This is a genomic window from Dactylosporangium sp. NPDC051485 (assembly GCF_040682015.1).
GTDB lineage: Bacteria > Actinomycetota > Actinomycetes > Mycobacteriales > Micromonosporaceae > Dactylosporangium.
The window spans coordinates 1-21344 of record NZ_JBFAZW010000102.1 but is presented as its reverse complement, the minus strand read 5'-3'; the positions used below and the strand labels follow the sequence as shown (position 1 = coordinate 21344).

Below are 21344 nucleotides of genomic sequence, written 5' to 3'. Positions count from 1 at the left end.
GTGGCACCGAGCGCTCCAGTTACTATTCGCCGATGGACCCAGTCTCGGTCGCCGAGGTGGCGTCGATCGTCGGCGGAGCCGTGCACTTCCCGCGGGAAGAGCGCGAGGTCGGCAGTGTCGCGATCCACTCGGACCGGTTGCAGGCCGACAGTCTCTTCTTCGCACTCCAGGGCGCTACGGACGGTCACCGGTTCGTGGCCCGGGCGCTCGCCAACGGGGCCATCGCGGCCGTCGTCGCCGCCGACCGGCTGGACGAGCTGCCCCACGACGCCGGGCCGCTGATCGCCGTGGCCGACCCGCTGGCCGCGCTGCAGGAGATGGCGGTGTGGTGGCGGCGGCAGCTGACCGCGACGACGTTCGTGGCGGTGGTCGGCAGCAACGGCAAGACCCTGACCAAGGACGCGCTCGTCGGGCTGCTGCCCAGCCACGCCACCTACGCCAGCCCCGGCAGCTACAACAGCCAGCTCGGGGTGGCCCTGTCGGTGCTGCAGTGCCCGGCCGACGTGCCGGTCGCGGTGATCGAGGCGGCCGCCACCGAGCCCGGTGAGATGGCCCGGCTGGCCCGGATCGTGGCCCCCGACGCGGTCGTGTTCACCAACCTCGGCTCCCGCAGCGTGCAGAGCTTCGGCAGCCGCGAGGAGCACGCCCGCGAGCTGCTCACGATGGCCGCCGGCCTGCCCGCCGACGGCTGGCTGCTGATGGGGGAGACCGATCCGGGGGTACGGCACCTGGCCGCGCGGATCACCAAGGCGCGCCTGCTGGCCGCGGGCGACGCGGCGCTGCCCCGGCTGACCCGGCTGCGCCACGTGGAGCGCTCGTCGCTGGTCCGCGCGACCCTGCCCGGCGGCGTCGAGGAGGACCTGCTGGTCGCCACCCCGTCGCCGGAGGTGCTCATCGACCTCGAGCTGGCGATGGGCGCGGCCACCCTGCTCGGCGAGGCGCCGGACGACCTGCTGGCCGCGGTGGCCGACTACACGCCGCCCTCGACCCGCATGCAGATGTGGCGCCGCCCGGACGGCGCGACCGTCGTCGGCGAGCTGGCCAACACCGACCCGCTGGCCCTGTCCAGCGCGCTGCGCACGGCCCGCTCGCTGATGGGCGCCCACGGCCGCACCCTGATGATCATCGGCGACCCGCTGACGGGCCTGACCGGCGAGGCGGCCGAGGCGATGGCCCGCTGCCTGCGGGCCGAGAACGTGGAGCTGGTCTGCGGCCTGACCGCCGAGGCGCACGGGCTGATCGAGGCGGCGCTGACCGGCGCGGAGGGCGGCGTGCCGGTGCACCGCTTCCCGGACGAGGACCGGATGCGCGCGTTCGTCGCCACCGAGCTGCGCCCGGACGACGTGGCCCTGGTCCACGTACCGCGCGACACCATGGTCACCGACTCCTGGATGCACCTGGTGGAGACGGCCGCCGCCACCCGCCTCTACGTCGACCTCGCCGCGGTGAAGAGCAACGTCGCCGCGTTCCGCAAGCTGGTCGGCCCGCACACCAAGCTCATGGGCGTGGTCAAGGCCGAGGCGTACGGCACCAACCCGGTCACCGTCGCCCACACCCTGCGCGAGGCCGGCGTCGACTGGCTCGGCGTCGCCACCGCCGACGAGGGCATCGCGCTGCGCCGGGCCGGGGTGCAGATGCCGATCCTGGTCTTCCTGGCCGTGCCGGGCGACCTGGAGCGCCTGGTGCGCCATCGGCTCACGCCGTCGGTGTACTCCACGGAGATGTACGACGCCGCCTGCCGGGTCGCCGCCGGCAGCGGCCGCCGCCTGGACGTGCACCTCGAGGTGGACTCCGGCATGCACCGCAGCGGCTTCTACCCGGAGGCGGCGATCGAGCTGCTGGGCAAGCTGCGCGGCCACGAGCACCTGCGGCTCGCCGGCCTGATGAGCCACCTGGGCTGCCCGGACGACCCGGCCGAGGACGACCTGACGCGCGAGCAGCTCAAGCGCTTCGGCGCGGTCTGCGCGGCCGCCGCCGAGCTGGGTTTCGAGGATGTCGTACGGCACACCAGCGCCACGGCCGCCACGATCCGCTTCCCCGAGGCCCGCTACGACATGGTCCGCATCGGCCTGGGCCTCTACGGCCTGCAGCCCTCGACCGCGACGAGCAACCTCATGACCCTGACCCCGGGCGTCGGCCTGGTCAGCCGGATCGTCGAGATCCACGACATGACGCCGGGCGAGCGGGTCGGCTACGGCGGGCACTTCCGGGCCCAGTCGCCCGGCACCCGCGTCGCCCTCATCGCCGCCGGCTACTACGACGCCGTGCCGCGGGCCTTCCGCAAGGTCGGCTTCGTGCTGGTCAACGGCCGCCACTGCAAGATCGCCGGCACCATCTCGATGGACTCGATGGCCATCGAGATCACCGGCCAACCCGACGCCGAGGTGGGCTCCGACGTCCTGATCTTCGGGCAGTACGCCGGCTTCTCCTCCCCGATCGAGGAGGCCGCCGCCGCCATGGACACCGTCTCCCACGAACTACTGACCCAGGTCGGCCCGCGGGTTCAGCGCATCTTCACCCAGCACTGACGGCGGCGGGGGCCGCGCCGTCGGCCCACTCCGCCTTCAGCACCGCGGTGTAGCCCAGCCGCCGCCCGTCCGCCCACGACTCCTGCGCCAGCGCCCGCCCGGTGGCCGGGTCGACGACGAGCCGCTGCCGCCCGCCGCCGTAGGCGACCGCGACGCCGCCGCGGCCAAGGGCATCGGTGACGCGGCCGAGCGAATCGATGCCGGGCATCTGGGCGAGCATCCGGTAGGCCGCGGCCCGCACCGGTGCGGGCACTGGCAGCCGCATCACCAGGTCGGCCCCGGCGTTGAACAGGTACACGTCCTTCGGCTCGGGCGCGTCCTCGGGCCACCACCGCAGCAGGTGCGCCCGCAACCCCTCGGGCGTGGCCGGCAGGGCGGCCAGGGCCTCCGCCGACCGGGGCACCCCGCCCAGCAGGAAGTTGTTGTCGGCTGTGTGCCCATCCATGGCCCGCCGCGACCAGTCGCCCGCCTCGGCCCGCAGGAACGCGACCGATGGGTCGCCGGCCCGGGTGGCCAGCCACTGCTCGTCGGTCACCCGCCGGTCGCCCTCGGCGTGCTCGGCGCGGACCACCCAGTAGCGCCCGGCGTTCGGCCGGCCGGTGTCGACCTTGGCCGCGGCCACGAGCAGCAGGTCGGCGGCGTCGAGCTCCGCGCCGGGACTCGGCCGAGCGGCATCGGGGCTCCCCGTCGGCGCCTTGTCGAGCGCGACGGCGGCGGCGGTGACCGCGGCGACCGCGGCCAGCCCGGCCCCCGCCAGCACCAGCCGGCGCGCCGGACGGCGGGTGTGCTCCCGGGGTTGCCGCATGATGTCCGCGGGATCGCCCGGCGCCCGGCCGGGCGCGAGCCGGGCGGGCCGGGCCACGGTCAGCATCTTCATGGTGTCCTTCATCGGCTGTACTCCTGCCTGGTGGAAGTGGTCGACGCGGCGGCTGGAGGCCGGGCGCGCATGGCCTCCTCGAGCCGTTTGCGGGCCCGGTGGAGGCGCACGAAGTACGTGGCGGTGGAGCACCCGACGACCCGGGCCGCCTCGCGTGCCGCGAGTCCGTGCCAGGCCACCAGGGTGAGCAGCTCCCGGTCGTCTTCCCCGAGCCGGGCGAGCGCCGCGAGCACCGCGGCCTTGTCGGCCACCCCGTCGGCGATGTCCCCGTCGGCCTCCTCGACCCACGCCCTCAGCTCGGCGGCGACGGCGGCCTGGCGGACCTCGTCGCGGTAGCGCTCGCGAACCACGTTGCGCGCCACCCCGAGCAGCCACGGCAGCGCCGCCTCCGGCACCGCTCGCAGCCGCCGCCACGCCACGAGGAACGTGTCCCCCACGACGTCGTCGGCCAGCCCTCGCCCGGCCCGGCTCACCGCGTACGCATACACCTGCCGGTGATGCGCGTGGTAGAGGTCGGTGAACCGGCGCTCCTCATCGCTCTGCCCCGCCATACGCACTCCTTCGCGCTCTCGTCACGAGGTAATGCGGGCCGGCCCGCGATTCTTACGCCGGGCCGGCCGGGAACCAGCGGCCCGCGTCGGGGCGGCCGCCGGTCAGGGTGAGGGCCGGGCCGTCGTAGGTCAGCGGGGAGGTGACCACGTCCGGCGGCATGAAGAGCGGGGTGTCCAGGTCGATGTGGCGGAACAGGGCCGGGTCGGCGGCGGCGAGGCGGGCCGAGTACCACATGGACAGCGGGGTCTCGATCATGCCGCCGATCATGCAGGGGATGCCGGCGTCCTTCGCGGTGGCGATGACCTGTTCGGCGTCGAGGACGCCGCACTTCATCAGCTTCACGTTGATGGCCGCTACCCCCAGGTCGGCCACCCTCCGGGCGTCGTGCGGGGTGCGGACCGACTCGTCGGCGCAGATGGGGGCCTCTGCCGTCAGGGCCTGCAGGTCGGACAGGGCCTCCGGGAGGACCGGCTGCTCGAACAGGTCCAGGGTGGCGTTGCCCAGGGCGCCCAGGAAGCGGCGGGCCTCGGCCAGGGTGTAGCCACAGTTGGCGTCGACGATCAGGCGCAGGGAGGGCTCGGCGGCGTGGACCGCCCGGACCCTTCGCGCGTCCGTTTCCCAGCCCGCGGCGCCGGCCTTGATCTTGACTGTCGCGAATCCCCGGGCCGCCGCGCGGTGGGCGGCGGCCACCGCATGCTCGACCGTGCCGGCCGGGATCGTAATGTCGGTTTCGAGCGCCTTTTGCCCGGAAATTTCAGGTAGATCGGACAGAGCCGTCTCCAGGGCGCACCTCGCGGCGGGAGCCTGCGGCATCACGGGGCGCAGTGCGCGCAGGTCCTCGACGGGTGCGCCGACCAGGGCCGGGGCGCACGACCGGATCGCGGCCAGGGTCGAGGACTGGGTCTCGCCGGAGACGGCCGTGAAGGGGGCCGCCTCGCCGTAGCGGACCTCGCCCGAGGTGAGCTCCACCCTGACGAAGACGTTGTGAGCGAACGGCGGCGCGCCCCCGGCGATGGCGAACGGCTCGGTGAGGGCGACGTCCACCGGCACCGCCCGGATCTCACGAATGCGTGGCAAGGTCCAGGATGCGCTCGAGGATCTGCCGCGGCGGCACCGGCGGCTGTTCGGCCAGCCCCTGGTGGTAGAAGACCGTCGCCGGGGTCAGGCCCGGCAGCGAGTTCGCCTCGATGATGATGACCTCGCCGGTCTTGCGGTGCATGAAGGCGTCGATCCGGCCGTAGCCGGCCATGCCCAGCGCGTTGGCGGTGCGGGCGATGCGGGCGCGGACCGCCTCGACGGCGCCGGGCTCGACGCGGCCGAACGGCGGGCCGGGGGGCGGCGTGATGTTGATGCCGGTGCCGCCCATGAACTTCTCCTCCAGGGAGAGAATGCCGGCGCTGGCCACCGTGATGCTCGGGTTCATCGCCACCATGGCGCCCTTCGGGCCGATCACGCCGACGGTGACCTCGATCCAGCCCGTGTCGCGGTCACGGCCCCAGACCAGCTCGGCCTGGCCGCCGTGGTGCTCGACGCGGACGTCGTCGGTGTCGATGTAGTCCTCGAAGAGCAGGTGCTGCGGGCGGCTGGTCGGCATCTCGATCAGCTGGTCGGGGCTGAGCAGCGAGAAGCCCTCGCCCCGGATGCGCCGCGCGTCGGCGTTGATGAGCTGGAGATAGCGACCCAGGTCGGCGGCGTTGCCCAGCGGGACGATGCCGGCCGAGCAGCCGTCGTCGAGGGGCTTGACCACGACCTTGGTGTCGGTGGTCTCGGTGATGATGTCCTGCCACAGGCCCCCGACCGTGGCGTCGTCCGCCGACGGCGGGACGTCCACGCGGATGCGGCGGGCGGTGTGAATGCCCTCGTCGGCCAGGGTCGCCACGACCTTGCCCGTCTCGTACTTGTCCGCGCACAGCCGCGAGCCCGCCGGCCCGGAGCCGTTGTAGCGGATGCCGTGCCGGTCGAAGAGCTCCTGCAGCGTGCCGTTCTCCCCGATCCCGCCGTGCAGGGCGATGAAGACCAGGTCGTGGCGGGCCAGGAACTCGTCCATGCTCAGCTGGACCGGCGGCGCGACGCTCGCCGTGCGGGCCGCCTCGGGCAGGCCGAGGCGCTCGACGATTCGGGCGGCCAGCCGGGCGCGGTGCTCCTCGAGACGCACCCCGTCGCGGCAGGCGTAGACGATCTCCTCCACGGAGTGGCGCAGCGCGGTGGAGTACGACACCTGCCAGACGCTGCCGTCGGGGGCCAGGAGGTAGGGCACCGGCGCGTAGCGCTCGGAGCGGGCCAGCTTCAGCCAGACGTTGGTGCCGCTGAGCACCGACACCTGCCGCTCGGCGGTGGCGCCGCCGAAGAGGACGGCGGCGACCTGTCCGTGCTGCGCGGCGACATCGGACCCGGCCGAGATTTCCACACCGGCCCGGCGCCCGGCGGCGCGCAGGACCTCGCGCAGCACGTCGGCGTGGGACATGCCCAGCTGGGCGGCCTGGATGAACAGGAAGCTGTTCTGCTCCATGCCGCTGATCGGGTTGACGTCGGAGACGAGCACCGAGCCGTCGGGCTGCAGCCAGCCGTCGATGCGGGCGAAGTCGCGCAGGCCGAGCGCGGTGAACACGTCCTCGGCGGTGCCCTGGATCCGCGCGATCGTCTCGTCGTCGCGCGGTGGCGGGCAGTGGTAGTGCGAGTCGTTGCTGGCCAGATACTTGCGGCGGTAGTCGAAGATCTCGTCGTCGGTGCTGCGGTTGTGCAGCTCGATCTCGACCGGGATCAGCGACACCGGCCCGTCCGGGCCCTCCAGCACGATGGTGGTGACCTCGACGCCGGTCATCCGCGGCTGGATCACGATCCGGTCGTGCCGCTTGCGCAGCTCCCGGAGGATGTCGGCGGCGGCGCCGCGGTCCCGGGCCACGAACACGTCGATGCTCGAGCCGCCCTTGGCCGGCTTGAGCACGAGCTTGTCGACTCCGGGGAACGCCCCGGCGACGACCGACTCGGCCTCGGCGTCGGACATCGCGGCGTCGACCAGCACGGAGGGCACCGCGCCGATGCCCCGCGCGTCGAGCGCCTCCTTGGCCAGGAACTTGTCGAAGGCGGTCGCGCAGGCCTCGGCCCCGGTGCCGACGAAGGGCACCCCGGCCCGCTCCAGCAGCGCCTGGACCTGCCCGTCCTCGCCGAACGCGCCGTGCATGACCGGGAAGACCAGGTCGACGCCGCGCAGCCGGTCGATCAACTCGTCCTCGCTCAGCGGGCGGCCCTCGTGGCCGAGCTTGAAGTCGAAGTCGGAGGGGGTGTTGCAGTACAGCAGGCCGCGGGGAATCGCGTAGGGCCGCGCCTGCCGGTCGAAGAAGATGATCTCCTTGAGGTCGACGACCCCGCCTTCCAGGTGGTCGGCCACGGAGCGTGCCGAGTTGAGCGAGATCCCCCGCTCCTCGGACGGGCCGCCCAGCAGCAACGCAACGTCGACCATCGGTTCCTCTTCGTCAAGGGCCATTTCGACCCGGCTACCTTACACCGGGCCCTGGTTACACACTGTCGGCAAAGCGTGCGTGCGGTACCTTCTGCCCATGCCTCACCGCGGCGCCGGTACCCTCGATCCCGGCAGGCTGTAGTGCAGAGGTCGACACGCCACCTTGCGAAGATGGAGGACGCCGGTTCGATTCCGGCCGGCCTGCCCTTCCTGGAGCGTGACCTGCCCCAGTGGCGCCGCATCCGGTCCGGCATGCCCGGCCCGGAGCTGATCGCCGCAGCGGCGGACCGGCGCGCGGCCGGCGACTGGCGCGGCGCCGCGGCCCTGCTGCCGGTGCACATCGACGTCGACCTGGCCGCGGTCCGCGCGCAGTACGGCGCCGAGGCCGCCGACGCCCTCGAGGACGACCTGCAGCACCTGTGCCTCGACCTGCTCTGGTGGCACCTGCCCCGGCACCGGGGCGGGATGACCACGCTGCAGGCGCAGGTCGCCGCGGTGCTGGCCCCGCCGGCCGGTGCGGACACGGCGCCGCTGGTGCGCATCCGGCTGCCCCGCTCGCCGACCGGGCCGCAGCGGCTGGAGCTCGACGTGCGCGGCTTCGCGGAGCTGGAGTACGAGCGCTGGTACCTCGCCCCGCGCCACACCTGGGACGTGCGCCGCACCGACGAGCTGTCCTCGGCCTGGATCAGCCCGCAGGTGTACGCCATGTTGTCCTCCGGCGACCACGAGTCCGCGTGGCGGGCGTGCGGCATCACCCTCCCCGAGGGCGAGGAGATCGAGCTGCAGCGCCCCACCGCCGCCCCGACCAGCCCCGTCGGGGTGGCCGAGCAGGCCCGGGCGGCCGGCGCGGCCTTCGGCGTGCGGCGCGTGGCCACCCTCTTCGGTGCGTACCTCAACCTCGACCTGCCGGACCTGACCGCGGAGGCCTCCTACCCGGGCGAGTGGATGGAGGTCCCGGTGCGCATCCCGACCGGCACCGTCCCGCCGGATCTGGCCCTGCTGTCGGCGGGCCTGATGACCCCCGCCGACCTGCATCCGCTGATCCGGTCGGCGCTGTTCAGCGATCCGTCCGGCGGGCCCGCCCTGTCCGGCTCGGCGCCGGCATCCGGACACTTCCGGGTGCGATGCGGCGCGGACTGGCACCGGCTGTCGATCGCCAAGGGCGCGCTGCAGCTGCACGAGCACGACGAGACCGAGCAACGGCGCGAGGCCGCCCTGCGCTCCCTGGGCGGCGCGAGCGGAGGCTGCTACGCCGCCGAGGCCGCCTGGCGCACGGGCGAGGGCCGCCTGCCCCGCGCCCTGCGCGAGCACCGCCGCGCGGTGGTCGAGCGGCTGCAGCACGGCGACACGCCGTACCTCCTCGAGGGCCTCGCGGCGGGCACCATCGACCCGCTGATGCGCGCCGGCAACGGCTGGACGCTGCTGCACATGGTCATGTGGCTGGACTGGGAGAAGGCGCTGGAGCCGGTGCTGGCCACCGGGCTGCCGATCGACGTGCCGGACCGGATCGGGCGCACGCCGCTCTACGTCGGCGTGATGAACGGCGCCGATCCGGGCCTGCTGCGCCGCCTGGTGGCCGCCGGGGCCAATCCCAGGGCCGCGACCGTCCACGGCACGACCCCGCAGACCATCGCCCACAGCCGCGGCCACTCCCGGGACCTGCAGTTCCTCCACGAGGAGTAGAAGGTCCACGAAATCGTGCCGACCCGCGAGGCCGGTCAGGCTCGGCGGGGTGGCCGAGCCTGACCGGGCGGGCGTTGGTGGTGGTGCCCTCCCGCGTTTCCCTACCGCGGGCCGGGCAGCGTGCGGCGCTGCCATGGCCGCAGCAGGCCGAATCCGGCGAGCACCATGGCGAGGCCGGCCAGCGCCAGCGGGCCCGCGGGCGCGCCGGTGACCGGCAGGCCGCCCGTTGCCGGTTGGGGGGGTCGGCGGCGGCACGTTCACGTACCTTCCGCCGGTTGTGCTCCGGGGAGTGTGCCAATGGCCGGGGGCTCGCCGGCGGGCCGTGGAGCCGTTCAGCCGGTCGGACCGGTGCGAACGACCCGAGCGGGGCATGCCATCCGGCCACCGGCTACCCGTAGGGTCGCCACTGTGAGCGGCGGCGGGCATCGGCTGGGCATCGATTTCGGCACGTCGAACACGGTCGCGGCGCTGGCCGGACCGGACGGGCAGGTGCGACCGCTGCTGTTCGACGGCTCCCCCTTGCTGCCCTCGGCGGTCTTCGCCGGGCCGGAGACCGGGCTGCTGGTCGGCGCGGACGCGGTCCGCTCGGCGATCGGCGCGCCGGCCGGCTTCGAGGCCAACCCGAAGCGGCGCATCGACGACCGGGCGGTGTGGCTCGGCGAACGGGAGTTCCCGATCGAGCACCTCATCGCCGCCGTGCTGCACCGCGTGCACACCGAGGCGAGCCGGGTCGCCGGCGAGCGGGTCGGCGACGTCGTGCTCACCCACCCGGCCGCCTGGGGCCGCCCCCGGCTCGGGGTGCTCACCGCCGCGGCGCAAGCCGCCGGGATCGGGCCGGTGAAGCTCGTGCCCGAGCCGGTCGCCGCGGCCGCGTACTTCGCCACCGTCCTCGACCGGCGCATCCCGCCCGGCCGGGTGATCGTGGTGTACGACCTCGGCGCCGGCACGTTCGACCTGAGCGTGCTGCTGCCGGCGCCCGGCGGCTTCGAGGTGCTCGCCTCGGCCGGCCTGCCCGACGTCGGCGGGCTCGACCTGGACGCCGCCGTGGTGGACCACGCGCGCACCGCGACGGCGACCGCCACCGACGCGTGGCGCCGCCTCGACTGGCCGCAGACCCCGGCCGACCAACAGGCCCGCCAGACCCTGTGGCAGTCGGCGCGGGCGGTGAAGGAGCAGCTCTCGCGGTACGCCAGCGGGGATCTCCACCTCCCCCTCGTGGACCGCCAGGTGCGCCTGACCCGGGAGGAGTTCGAGAAGGCGGCCACGGCGCAGCTGGACCGGACGGCGGCCATGACCCTGACCACGCTGCAGAACGCCGGTATCCCGCCGGAGCGCATCGGCGGGGTGTTCCTGGTCGGCGGCTCGTCGCGGATCCCGCTCGCCGCCACCCTGCTGCACCGGACGCTGCGCATCGCCCCGACCGTGATCGACCAACCGGAGCTGGTGGTGGCCGAGGGCGCCCTGTGCGATCGCCCGGTGACCGCGGCCCCGGCCCCGGCTCCCGTCTCCGCCGGCCCGGTGACCCCGTTCGCCACGATGGCCCAGATCAGCGCCCCGCCGGTGACCGCACCGATGTCCCCCGCGCCGATGTCGATGCCGGTCAGCGCCCCTCCGATCTCGGCGCCGCCGCCGCCGTTCGTGAGCACCTCACCACCCGCGCCGATGCCGCCGACGTGGCACGGCGTGCCCGAGCGCCGCCGCCCGATCGGCATGCTCGTCCTCATCGCGATCGTGGCCGCGCTGGTCGCCGCGGGCGCCGTGCTCGCCGTGACCCGCCCGTGGCTGCCGGCCGCCAACTCCAGCTCGGACAACGCCGGGCCCGTGCCCACCGTCGTCGTGGGAACCGCGCCGACCACCACCGCACCGGCCCCGGCCGCGGTCCAGGCGACCGAGGCCGCGATCGAGTACCCGTCCACGTGGGCCGGCAGCTGGGGCGGCTCCTACGTGCAGGACAACAACAAGGTGTACCAGATGAGCCTGGTCGTCACGGCCGGCTCGAAGATCGCCCAGGTCCGCTACCCCGACGCCGGCTGCCAGGGCACCGTCACCGTGCTGTCGGTCAGCGGCGGCGTGATCCGGGCCCAGGAGGCGATCACCTCGGGCCGCTGCACCCCGACCGGCATCATGACCATGCACCTCGGCCCGAACGGCAGCCTGGAGATCGCGTACCGTCCGGACGTGGCCACCTACACCGCGAACGCCGCGCTGACCCGCGGCTGAGCCCCGCATGCGCACCGCGGGCGTCGACCTCGCCGCCGCCGACGAGCGCACCGCCCTGGCCGTCATCAAGTGGTCGCCGGGCCGCGCCGTGCTGCGCGACCTTCGCCTCGGCGTGTCCGACGCCGACATCGTCGCGGTGGTGCCGACCTGCGCCAAGACTGGCATCGACTGCGCCCTGGGCTGGCCCGAGCCGTTCACCCGGCTCCTCGTCGCCCACCGCGCCGGCCACGCCGCCGACCTGCCCACCCCAGGTGGCGGGGCCGCGTGGCGGCGGGCCATGGTGTACCGCACGACGGACGAGGTCGTCCGGGCCGACCTCGGGCTGATCCCGCTGAGCGTCTCGGCCGACCGCCTGGCCCACGCGGCGATGCGCTGCGCCGCGATCCTGGCCACCCTCGCCGCCGACGGCGTCGACGTGGACCGCTCGGGGTCCGGCGCGATCGTCGAGGCCTACCCGGCCGCCGCCCTGCGCCGCTGGGCCCTGACCCACCGCGGGTACAAGGGCCGGCACGACCCGCTGGTCGACGCCCTGCGCGCCCGGGCCTGGCTGGACCTCGGCGGCCACGAGCCGCTCATGCGGGCCAGCCACGACGCATTCGACGCGGTGATCGCCGCGCTCACCGCCCGGGCCGCCGCCCTGGGCCGCGCCACCCGCCCCGACCCGGCGCAGCTCGCGCCGGCGCGGGTCGAGGGCTGGATCGCGGTACCGACGGCGGATCTCGACGACCTGCCGGAGGCCTCATGATCGTGGAGTTCGACGCCGAGCTGTGGATCTGGGACGCCCGCCGCGCCGACACGTGGACCTTCATCACGCTGCCGGCCGACGCCTCCGACGAGATCCGCGAGCTGACCGACGGGGACCGCCGCGGCTTCGGCTCGGTCCGCGTCCAGGTCCGCATCGGCACGAGCACCTGGCGTACCTCGATCTTCCCGGGCGGCCCCGAGGGCACCTACGTCCTGCCGGTCAAGAAGAGCGTCCGCCGCGCCGAGTCCCTGTCCGCGGGCGACACCGCCTCGGTCACGGTCGAGCTCGTCTGAGCCCACCCAACCGGGGCGCGGCCCCTCGCTCAGCCCATGGACTTCGAGCCGTCGATCGCCTCGCGGATAATGTCCGCGTGCCCGGCGTGCTGGGCGGTCTCGGCGAAGATGTGCTGGAACGTGCGACGGGCGCTCCAGCGGGCGCCGGGCTCGAACCACGGCGCCGCCGGCAGCGGGTGGCTGACGTCGAGGTCGGCCAGGGTGCGCACCAGCTCGTCGGTCTCCGCGGCCACCCGCTCGTAGTCGGCCAGCACCCCGGCCAGCGTCTCGCCGGGCAGCAGGCGGAAGCCGTCGGCGTAGGTGGCCCACGCCGCCGGGTCGTCGTTGACCGCCATCGCCTCGGTGCCCTCCACGATGAACCGCGCCCACTGCCGCTCCACCGCCGTCACGTGCTTGACCAGCCCGCCGATCGACAGTGCGCTGACCGTGCTGCGCTGCGCCGCCTGCTCGTCGGTGAGGTCCCGGGCGGTGAACCGCAGGAAGAACCGGGCCTTGCCGAGCGACTCGAGCAGGTCGGCCCGCTCGCCGGTCACGGTGTTCGAAATGGTCGCGCTCATGCTCATCACCCTTGTCGGTGTCGGTTCCCGTCGTGCTGACGATTCGACGGTACGGCGAGAAGCGGTCAACTCCGGTCCGCTACTACTTTTTTGCGCTGACCACCCAGAGGGCGGACCCGTACATGGCCAGCCCCAGCAGGACGAACGCGGCCGCGACCGGGTACCGCCACCCGGCCGGCGCATAGGTGGCCAGGAACCAGGAGTGGCGCAGGTGGCCATTGGCGACGAAGATCCCGGCGACGATGCCCTGCGGTACCAGCGGAACCGCCCCGAAACTGAGGCCCCAGACCGCGATCGACCGGCGGCCACGGGAGAGCCCGTCGAGGCGGAAACGCACCGCGCCGGCGCCCTTCGGCTTGCGCCCGGTCCGCATGGCCTGCAGCAGCTCGGGCCCGTGCGAGCGCAGCCGGCGCTCGGCCAGCAGCCCGAGGCCCCACCAGGACAGCCCGCCGGTGGCCAGCCCGACGGCCACCCCGGCCCAGCCGAACCACACCGCGACCAGCGCCGCCGGCAGGGCGGCCGCGACGACGAGGGCGAGCATGAGGTACGCCAGCCCGGTCAGCCCGCCGTCGTCCTCGCTGATCCGCAGCGGGTTGCCGGCTCGCCGGTGCGGGTCCGTGGCCGGCACGAGCGCGTAGACCGACACGAGCGGCACCAGCCCGGCCGCCGCGCCCAGCAGCGCCGGCAGCAGCGCCAGCACCAGCGGCCACGGCCCGCCCGCGATCGCCGTGCACCCGACGGTCAGCGCCGCCGCGACCGGCCCGATCGCGGCCAGCCAGGCCGACTGCCGGCCGCGCACGTCGCTCGCCCCCGGCGTGAGGATGGTGAGCCAGAGCGCGGTGCCGTCGTTGCCGTACTGGTTCGCGGTCATCGCCGCCGCCATCGCGACGAAGATCGGGCCGGCGTACGGGAGCATGCCGGCCCACCCGATCAGCAGCGGGCTGCCGGCGAAGCAGACCCCGTAGGACAGGGCGAACGCCAGCCCGTGGTTGCGCACCAGATCGCGCGACCAGGTCCGAAGCTCCTTGCCCATCACACTGTCCACTGTGGACGCCCGCTGACCGGTCCGCGGCCGGCTCGCCCCGGCCCGCCGGCTAAGAAGGGCCGCCCAGGCAACGAGCAGGAGCAGTACCACCAGGGCGAGCGGCGCCAGGGCCCACCACTGCCCCCGGACGGCCAGCAGCCCCCACCCCGACGGCAGCCACCACACCGCGGCCGGCGGGCCGGTCTGCCCGAACGCCGCCATGAAGACCCAGACCTGCCCGAGCGAGGCCAGGATCGCCCCGTTGACCAGCCCGGCCCCGATCGCCCCGGCCCGGGTCCGCAGCGCCAGCCCGACCAGCCCGACCGCCACCTTGGACGCCAGCACGAACAGGGCCAGCGTGAGCGCCGCCGCCGGCAGGGCCACCAGCGCGTTGACCACCCCGATCCGCGCCCCCGCCACCACCATCCCGAGCAGCGCCGCCAGGCTGACCACCGGCGCCACCCCGACGAAGGCGGCGGCCAGCAGCCCGACCGCCAACCGGCGCGCGGGCAGCCCGAGCGGGGCGAAGTACTCCGGCCGCAGCGTCTCGTCGCCGCCGCCCATGAACACCGGCCCGAGCATCCAGCCCAGCAGCCACACCGCGTACCCCGCGGCCAGCAGGTCCGGCCCCAGGAACCCGAGGTAGACGGTCCCCGCCGCCAGCACGGCCCCGAGCACCGCTCCGGTCCCCGCCGTCTGCGCCCGCTGCCCGCGCAGCGAGTGCCGCAGCATCGCGATCTTCATCTGCGCCATGGTCATCGCGACAGCCACGACAGCTCCCCCTTCATTGCGGCCCGCTCCCCGCCGACCAGCCCCACGAACACCTCTTCCAGCGACCGCCCGTCCCTGACGTCGTCGAGCGCCCCGGCCGCCACCACGGCCCCCCGGTCGACGACGGCCACGTGGTCACACAGCTGCTCGACCAGCGCCATCACGTGGCTGGACAGCACGACCGACCCGCCCCCGGCGACGAACCCGCGCAGCATCCCCTTGATCGCCGCCGCCGACACGGGGTCGACCGCCTCGAACGGCTCGTCCAGCACCAGCAGCCGCGGCCCGTGCAGCAGCGCCGTGGCCAGCCCGATCTTCTTGCGCATCCCGGTGGAGTACTCGATGACGAGCGCCGACTCGGCCTCGTCGAGCTCCAGCACCCGCAGCAGCTCATCGGCCCGCCCCGCCACGACGTCCCTCGGCATCCCCCGCAGCCGGCCGAGGTACGTGAGCACCTCCCGCCCGGTGAGCCGCTCGGGCATCGCCAGCCCGTCGGGCAGCACCCCGACCAGCGCCTTCGCCTTCTGCGGCTCCCCCCAGACGTCCGCCCCGAAGATCCGCGCGGTCCCGCCGTCGGGCCGCAGCAGCCCGGTCGCCATCGACAGCGTGGTGGTCTTCCCGGCGCCGTTCTGCCCGACCAGGCCGAAGAACGACCCCTGCGGCACGTCGAGGTCGACACCGGCAACGGCCACCTTGTCCCCGTACCGCTTGCTCAGCCCCCGGATCTCCAGCGCCGGGCCCCGCCGCGTGTGCTCGCTCATGCATCTGAACCTACGAATCCCGCCGCGCTGGCGGACTGACCCTGGATATCCACCCGGGGTGGGGCTACCTACACCCCGACCCGCATGAGGGTCCGCGGCCCAGGGTGACGCCGGGGTCGCTCCCCGATGCCCTGGACCCCCTCGGCCAGCCATGCTTGTTCCATCAGATCCGGTACTGCACCTGAATGGAGCAAGACGATGGAAACCGTGCACGGCTCGATGCGCCAGAACGGCCTTGTCCGCCCGACCCAGGGCCGGGTCCTCGGCGGCGTGGTCGCCGGCCTGGGCCGCCGGTTCGGCATCGACCCCTGGCTCGCCCGCCTGCTGTTCGTCCTGATCCTGCTGGCGATCCCGGGCAGCCAGATCCTGATCTACCCGATCCTGTGGATCCTGATGCCCGCCGAGCAGGAGGCCCCCGCCCCTGTCTCGCCGGCCTCACCGGTCCTCTGAACACGGACGCCGGGTGCCGCCGCCTCGACGGCGGCACCTAGGCCTATCGGCGCCGGGCCCGCTGGAGCACCTCCTCCGGGGACAGCGGCGCCTTCGGGTGGTACGACAGGCACAACGGCGTACGGACCTTCACGAACGAGAACCCCTCACCGGCGGCGTAGAACTGCCCGCTGCCGAGGCTGCCGATGTCCGGCAGCCGGGCGCCCTTGGCCTGGGCCAGCTCCTTGGCCGCGTCGATCTGAGCCGGGGCGTTGAGCAGCCCGAAGAACTGCGTCGTCGCGTTGCCCGAGATCTGGTTGTGCAGCCCCTTGGGTGCCTGGGTGGCGAAAACCAGGCCGAGGCCGTACTTGCGCGCCTGCGACGCCAACGTGATCGTGCTTGCGGTCGACGGGGTCGTGCCGCTCGACGGGGCCAGCGTCTGCGCCTCGTCCATGATGAACAGGCCGCCGAGCGGGCGGTCGCCGGCCGGGTTGCGCTTGAGCCAGGTGAACAGCGCCATCTGCAGCTGATTGACGAAGCCCTGCCGCTCCTCGTCGGACATCAGGCCGATGAAGCTGATGACCGAGATCCGGGCCCGTTTGCCCGGCGGCGGCGTCAGCAACTCGGCCGGGTCGGCCGCTGCGCCCCGCCCACCGAACAGCGGGTCGTTGACCATCGCGGCCTTGAGCGTCTCGGCCAGGTCGTCGGCCAGCTTGCCCGCCCGGCTCATCCGGCTCACGTCCTCGGGCAGGTCGCCGAGAAAGTCGGTGAAGCCCTCCAGGCCGACCCGGTTGCCGTGGGCGTACGCCCGCAGCGCCTCGGTGAGCACCGCCTTGCCCTGCACGGCCAGCTTGGTCGTGCCGCTGACGCCGGCCCGCGGGGCGAGCGCCTCGACCGCCGCCCGAATCGCCTGGGCGAACTCGTCCTGCGAGTCGCGCACGGGCGCGAAGTCCGGCAGCGGCTGGAAGGTCAGCGGCCGGCCGCCGCCCACGCCCGGGGTCCACACCGCGACGTCGGTGTGCTCCAGGTAGTCGCGGGCGCGCTCCTCGTCGCCCGGCCCCCAGCCCGACGGCGGCTCGGGCCACGGGTCGCCGAGCCGCGCGAGGTCGTTGTTGGGGTCGAGCACGATCGACGAGACGCCTTGCCGGGCGCACTCCTCGACCAGGCGGCGGATGAGCACGGTCTTGCCCGATCCGGAGCCGGCGAAGATCACGGTGTGCTTGCGCAGCGACTCGAGGTCGACGACGAGCGGCTCCTCGCTCTGCATGAGCTTGCCGAGTCGGATGGTGCGCCCATCGCCTTGCCGTTGCGGCTCTGGCTCGACCACTTCCGGCGCCGGCGCCACTTCAGGTTCGAGTGCCGGCGCCTCGCTCGGAGGGCCGAAGATTCCTTGGAACAAGGCCGTCCTGCTCGCCGGTCGCCGGGACACCAGCCACTCGCCGAGCAGGGCGTGCGGCACCGCCTGCATGCGCCGCAGCGCGTCGAACACCTTGAGATCGGCGTCGTCGATCTTGTGCCACACGCCGCCGGCGGCCAGGAACTCCTCGACCGTCTGCTTCGTCCGGGGCCCGGACGGCCAGTCGTCGCGGCGCAGGAGGATCAGCCGGCGCTGCGGGATCGCCCGGTCGAGGCCCGACATCACGCAGGCGTTGCGGATCCGGGCGGTGGCCGCCCGGGCGTTGTCATGGGCGATCGCGCGCAGTCCCCAGTGGGCCTCGTTCTCGGTCGCCTCGTCGAGCACCTGGATCAGCCGGCCGTGCAGCGCCGGGTTCGCGCCCGGCGGCGGGTCCTGCTTGTACACCACGCCGGTCGGGACCCGCTCGCCGATCCACGCGCCGATCGCGGCGGCGAGCAGCTGCGGCATCTCCAGGTCCTCGCTGCGCTTGTCGAGCGCCCGAGAGACGTCGGCCGACGAGACGAGCCCGGCGAACATCGCGTCGAGGTGGCCGAGATCCCCGGGCTGCGGCTGCCCGGGCGGCGGCGGGGGACTCGGTGCGTCAAAACGATGCAGCTCGACGACCTCGTCGTTGTCGAGGCAGCGGTGCAGGTGCTCCTCGACCCGGCGCAGCAGGTCGCGCGGGGTGAAGTGCCGGGCCTCGTCGAATGCCTCCGGGCGGACCGGCCAGGTGTCGTAGGGCACCGGCACGTGGTAGGCGCTGTAGGCCGCCGTCAGGCGCTTGGCCACGATGGCTCGGGCGATCTCGGCGCTGTTGATCCGGTCGGGCAGGACGGTCTCCCGGAAGCGCTGGACCACCGGCGTGGCCGCGGTCTTCTTCATCAGCTCCCAGGTGTCGGGCAGGCACGACATCACGACGAGCGTGCGCTGGGTGCTGTCGCGGAGGTTGAGCAGACCGTCGGCGACCTGGCCGGCCAGGCTGGCCTGCTCGGCATCGAACACGGCCTCGCGGTCGAAGAACGCGGCGGTGCTCTGGGCGAAGAGGGTGTCGAGCTGGTCGATGGCGATCACGCTGGGGCTGAGCGTCAGGGCGATCAGCCGGGAGATGTCGCGCACGACCTCCTGGGGCTTGCGGACCGAGCCGGTGAAGCCCCAGTCGGTGCGGTCCGCGGGCTCGGTCGGCTCCGAGATGAGGTGGGCCTGCCCGATGTCCTGGAGGTCGAAGTCGGACGAGCCGTAGAGCACCAGCGCCCGCGCGGTGTCCTGGCACTCGCGGCCGGTGGCGTCGTCATACTCGCGCAGGCCCCGGATGAACGTGTCCAGGTGCGCGCGGCTCAGCGGCGCATTGCCGGCGACCGCGGCGCGCACCTCGGCGGCCCGGATGTTCAACTGCGAGGTGAGCCGGAACAGGAAGCTTTTGAGCTGTGTGCCCCAGACCTTCTCTTCGCGGGTGAGGCCGGTGATCATCCCCTGGACGGTCGCCTCCCAGAACGACCGACCGTTGATCATGTTCACCAGGAAGAAGTAGCCGCCGCCGTCGGCATTCTGGATCGTCTCGCGCACCGCGCCGAGCAGGTGGGTCTTGCCAGAGCCGGCGCGGCCCAGCAGTGCCACGCCCTGCGGTTGGGTCCGGTCGCTGCGGCGTGCCTTGCCAACCCCGCTGAGGATCTCGCGCACCGAGCGCTCGTGCAGCTCCGGGACGTTGTAGGGCGATGGGTGCCAGATGTCGTTGGGCGTCGGCGCCGGGTTGAGGTGCAGCTCCTCGAGCGCGGCGCGGACCTGGTCGCCGATCATGACCGGCCGATCGACAGCGTGTGGTTGTCCTCCCCGCCGATCCGCAGGGCGGCCGCAATGTCGCGGGGCTTCAACGCCTTGGTGTTGGCGACCGGGATGATGCGCACGTCGCCCCGGTCGAGCAGCGCCATCAGGGCCCGGTCGACCTCCGCGCGCTCGAGGCTCGCGAGCTTGTCGCGCAGGTCGGCGAGGCCGACCCACTCGCCTGGACCCGGGGCCAGCTCCGCGTAGGCCGCGCGCACCTGCGCCTCGGCGTCCCCGGCGGTCTCGCCGAGCACTGCGCCCTCGACGCTCTCCCCTCGCACCTGCCGGAAGAACTCCCCCTCGCTGAGCTTCACGCCGTGCGTGACCTGCAGCTGCTCCAGCGAGCGGTGGATGTTGCCGAGCAAGGTCAGCAGGGTGCGCGTCGCCGACTTGCCGGCCTTCGGGGGCTCGGTGGTGTGCAGGTCGCGCATCACCCGCCAGCCCTTGTCGGTGAGCTCGTGGGAGAACGGCCGGTGGGACCGGTCGGTCTGGATGACGCCGAGCGTCTCCAGCTTCTTGTTGTCGTTGCCGGTGAGCGAGAAGCCGGCGAGCGCCTTCAGTTCGTTGTTGTCCAGCTCGCGTGCCTCGGACATGAGCACCACCAGCGCCAGAATCTGGTTCGGGGTGAGGCTCGGGACGTCTTCAGTTGCCATTGGGGCCTCATTTCCGGTTCGGAGCGTTACGACGAAGCAGCAAGAGGTCGCGGATGGTAATGCTGACAGCGTACGGATCGGTGAGGACCTGCTCGTTGGTGAAGCGCAGGACGGCGTGGCCGAGCAGTTGCAGCTGGGCGTCGCGGCGGCGGTCGTCGGCGTACTGCCACTGCTGCCGGTGCTCGTCCCCGTCAACCTCAACGACGAGGCGGTCGTCGGGCCAGAAGAGGTCGAGGCGGTATGCCCTACCCAACACGTGCCACTCCAGCACCTCGTTCCACCGGCGCCCCCGCGCCCACTCCTGCGGCGCGAGCGCTCGCTCCAGGGCCTGCTCGGCCGCGCTGTCGGACCGCGGCGCCCCGGACAGCGGCGGGAAGCTCAGCAGCGGCAGCTCGGCGCCACCGGCGGGCTCCGGCCCCGGCCCGGCCCCTTCGGCAAGCCCGGCGAGGTCGGCCGGCAGGCGGACCCGGATCACCGGGATGCGGTCGACGCTGCGCAGTCTCGGCCCCGCCAGCCACACGGTGAAGCGCCCGTGCTCGGCGAGCCACTGCGCGGCGGCGGCCAAGGCATGCTCGTCCGCGGGCAGGAGGCCGGCCGGGACGTCGACCAGCACTGCCACGTGGTCACGCTGGTATGCCTCGGCCAGCAGCGCGCGGAGCCCGCGGGCGCGGACCTCGGCCGGGAACCGCGGCCCGTCGCCGGGGCCCAGGCCTCCGCGGATGCGCAGCGCCCGCTCGGCGGCGGCCACGAGGAACGGCCCGAAGTGCTCGGTCCCGGCGGCCATCCGAGTGGCGAGTGCCCGCACGGCCTCGACGCCCAGCGACGACGGGCCGTCCAGCCGCTCGGCCCCGGAGAGCCAGCCCGGGAAGAGACTCATCGCGGCCCTGTCGAGCGCGTCGAGGAACGCGCCGACGTACCGGCCCACGGACAACCCCGGCGGCGGATGGAACCGCACAACCGCCGGGGCGCCGGCGGGAAGCGGGTCGAGCCCCACGCTCAGTAGCGCGGGGTCGACGTCGGCCAGGAAGCTGGCCTGGCCGACAGGCGGCTCGGACCACCACCGAACCCCTGAGCTCACGATTCCCGACCGTACGCCACGAATTAATCACGCGCAGCCATCCCTTCACCTGACTCATTCCGGGTCGGCGTAGCCGGCGAGGCCGACCCGCGACACGACGCCAAGCTCCTGGAAGGTCTGCCGAAGGTGGTAGTTCACGGTGTGTGCCGGGATCGGAACCCGGCGGCTATTACCCTGATGCCGCCGTGCAGGAGCCCCCGCCCCGTCTCGCCCGCCTTCTGACGTTGCCTATCCGCCCGCGCGGGCCCGCGATTCGCCCCGCGCCTCGTATATCGCCGGGCTTCGACGCTGCTGCTCGCCCCTGGACACAACTCCGCCCGACAAACAGCAAAACGGCCGCCCGTAGGGGCGGCCGCTCTGTTTTCGGGTCCCGGAAAACGCATCAGGGGCCCACCGTAATCGGTGGGCCCCTGGCGAAGGTTTGTCCGGCGGCGTCCTACTCTCCCACACTCTCTCGGGTGCAGTACCATCGGCGCTGGAGGGCTTAGCTTCCGGGTTC

At 73.6% G+C, this 21344-nt stretch carries 16 protein-coding genes and 1 tRNA gene; 7 read left to right on the top strand and 10 right to left on the bottom strand.

Features of this window, described 5'->3' with window-relative positions; all coding sequences use genetic code 11:
* Window positions 1-32 precede the first annotated feature (32 nt).
* The gene (gene alr / locus AB0M46_RS40205; RefSeq protein WP_363345137.1) at window positions 33-2528 is read left to right on the top strand and encodes an alanine racemase; all 2496 of its coding nucleotides are present in this window, start codon (window positions 33-35) and stop codon (window positions 2526-2528) included.
* Here alr and AB0M46_RS40200 read toward each other — a convergent pair.
* Genes AB0M46_RS40200 through AB0M46_RS40185 form a run of 4 tightly spaced genes read right to left on the bottom strand, consistent with a single transcriptional unit; the run spans window position 2515 to window position 7441 of the window.
* Window positions 2515-3417 carry a CU044_5270 family protein gene (locus tag AB0M46_RS40200; protein ID WP_363345136.1) on the bottom strand — a complete coding sequence of 301 codons (903 nt, stop codon included), beginning with the start codon at window positions 3415-3417 and terminating at the stop codon, window positions 2515-2517. The two genes, alr and AB0M46_RS40200, sit on opposite strands and share 14 nt — an antisense overlap.
* On the bottom strand, window positions 3414-3956 hold the full coding sequence (locus AB0M46_RS40195; protein WP_363345135.1) for an RNA polymerase sigma factor: 543 nt from the start codon (window positions 3954-3956) through the stop codon (window positions 3414-3416). The genes AB0M46_RS40200 and AB0M46_RS40195 overlap by 4 nt, the downstream gene beginning before the upstream one ends.
* Before the next feature lie 52 nt (window positions 3957-4008).
* Window positions 4009-5034: an enolase C-terminal domain-like protein gene (locus tag AB0M46_RS40190; RefSeq protein ID WP_363345134.1), complete on the bottom strand. Its 1026-nt coding sequence runs from the start codon at window positions 5032-5034 to the stop codon at window positions 4009-4011.
* Window positions 5018-7441 (bottom strand): hypothetical protein, encoded by a 2424-nt coding sequence (locus AB0M46_RS40185; protein WP_363345133.1) that lies wholly within the window; start codon window positions 7439-7441, stop codon window positions 5018-5020. The genes AB0M46_RS40190 and AB0M46_RS40185 overlap by 17 nt, the downstream gene beginning before the upstream one ends.
* 108 nt (window positions 7442-7549) lie before the next feature.
* Between AB0M46_RS40185 and AB0M46_RS40180 the strand changes: the two genes are divergently transcribed.
* The 5 genes from AB0M46_RS40180 (at window position 7550) to AB0M46_RS40160 (ending at window position 12358) form a co-directional block, all read left to right on the top strand.
* A tRNA-Arg gene (locus tag AB0M46_RS40180) sits at window positions 7550-7622 on the top strand.
* The gene (locus AB0M46_RS40175; RefSeq protein ID WP_363345132.1) at window positions 7589-9100 is read left to right on the top strand and encodes a hypothetical protein; all 1512 of its coding nucleotides are present in this window, start codon (window positions 7589-7591) and stop codon (window positions 9098-9100) included. Before AB0M46_RS40180 ends, AB0M46_RS40175 begins: the two co-directional genes overlap by 34 nt.
* 408 nt (window positions 9101-9508) lie before the next feature.
* Window positions 9509-11320 carry an Hsp70 family protein gene (locus AB0M46_RS40170; RefSeq protein ID WP_363345131.1) on the top strand — a complete coding sequence of 604 codons (1812 nt, stop codon included), beginning with the start codon at window positions 9509-9511 and terminating at the stop codon, window positions 11318-11320.
* Window positions 11321-11327: 7 nt separating this feature from the next.
* Window positions 11328-12065, top strand: coding sequence for a DUF429 domain-containing protein (locus AB0M46_RS40165; protein WP_363345130.1), 738 nt, complete (start codon window positions 11328-11330; stop codon window positions 12063-12065).
* Entirely contained in the window at window positions 12062-12358 is a 297-nt protein-coding gene (locus tag AB0M46_RS40160) for a DUF1905 domain-containing protein (protein WP_363345129.1), read from the top strand. The genes AB0M46_RS40165 and AB0M46_RS40160 overlap by 4 nt, the downstream gene beginning before the upstream one ends.
* A gap of 29 nt (window positions 12359-12387) precedes the next feature.
* Here AB0M46_RS40160 and AB0M46_RS40155 read toward each other — a convergent pair whose 3' ends face one another.
* The 3 genes from AB0M46_RS40155 to AB0M46_RS40145 form a co-directional block, all read right to left on the bottom strand.
* The gene (locus tag AB0M46_RS40155) at window positions 12388-12915 is read right to left on the bottom strand and encodes a DinB family protein (protein ID WP_363345128.1); all 528 of its coding nucleotides are present in this window, start codon (window positions 12913-12915) and stop codon (window positions 12388-12390) included.
* Window positions 12916-12997: 82 nt separating this feature from the next.
* Entirely contained in the window at window positions 12998-14710 is a 1713-nt protein-coding gene (locus AB0M46_RS40150; RefSeq protein WP_363345127.1) for a hypothetical protein, read from the bottom strand.
* On the bottom strand, window positions 14695-15471 hold the full coding sequence (locus tag AB0M46_RS40145) for an ABC transporter ATP-binding protein (RefSeq protein ID WP_363345126.1): 777 nt from the start codon (window positions 15469-15471) through the stop codon (window positions 14695-14697). The genes AB0M46_RS40150 and AB0M46_RS40145 overlap by 16 nt, the downstream gene beginning before the upstream one ends.
* A 198-nt stretch (window positions 15472-15669) precedes the next feature.
* Here AB0M46_RS40145 and AB0M46_RS40140 point away from each other — a divergent pair, with 198 nt between their 5' ends.
* Window positions 15670-15921 (top strand): PspC domain-containing protein, encoded by a 252-nt coding sequence (locus AB0M46_RS40140; RefSeq protein ID WP_363345125.1) that lies wholly within the window; start codon window positions 15670-15672, stop codon window positions 15919-15921.
* Window positions 15922-15964: 43 nt separating this feature from the next.
* Here AB0M46_RS40140 and AB0M46_RS40135 read toward each other — a convergent pair whose 3' ends face one another.
* Genes AB0M46_RS40135 through AB0M46_RS40125 form a run of 3 tightly spaced genes read right to left on the bottom strand, consistent with a single transcriptional unit; the run spans window position 15965 to window position 20845 of the window.
* On the bottom strand, window positions 15965-19090 hold the full coding sequence (locus AB0M46_RS40135; protein WP_363345124.1) for an ATP-binding protein: 3126 nt from the start codon (window positions 19088-19090) through the stop codon (window positions 15965-15967).
* Window positions 19087-19767 (bottom strand): hypothetical protein, encoded by a 681-nt coding sequence (locus AB0M46_RS40130; RefSeq protein WP_363345123.1) that lies wholly within the window; start codon window positions 19765-19767, stop codon window positions 19087-19089. Before AB0M46_RS40130 ends, AB0M46_RS40135 begins: the two co-directional genes overlap by 4 nt.
* A 7-nt stretch (window positions 19768-19774) precedes the next feature.
* Window positions 19775-20845, bottom strand: a complete 1071-nt coding sequence (locus AB0M46_RS40125) for a DUF559 domain-containing protein (RefSeq protein ID WP_363345122.1) — start codon at window positions 20843-20845, stop codon at window positions 19775-19777.
* Between the last annotated feature and the right edge of the window lie 499 nt (window positions 20846-21344).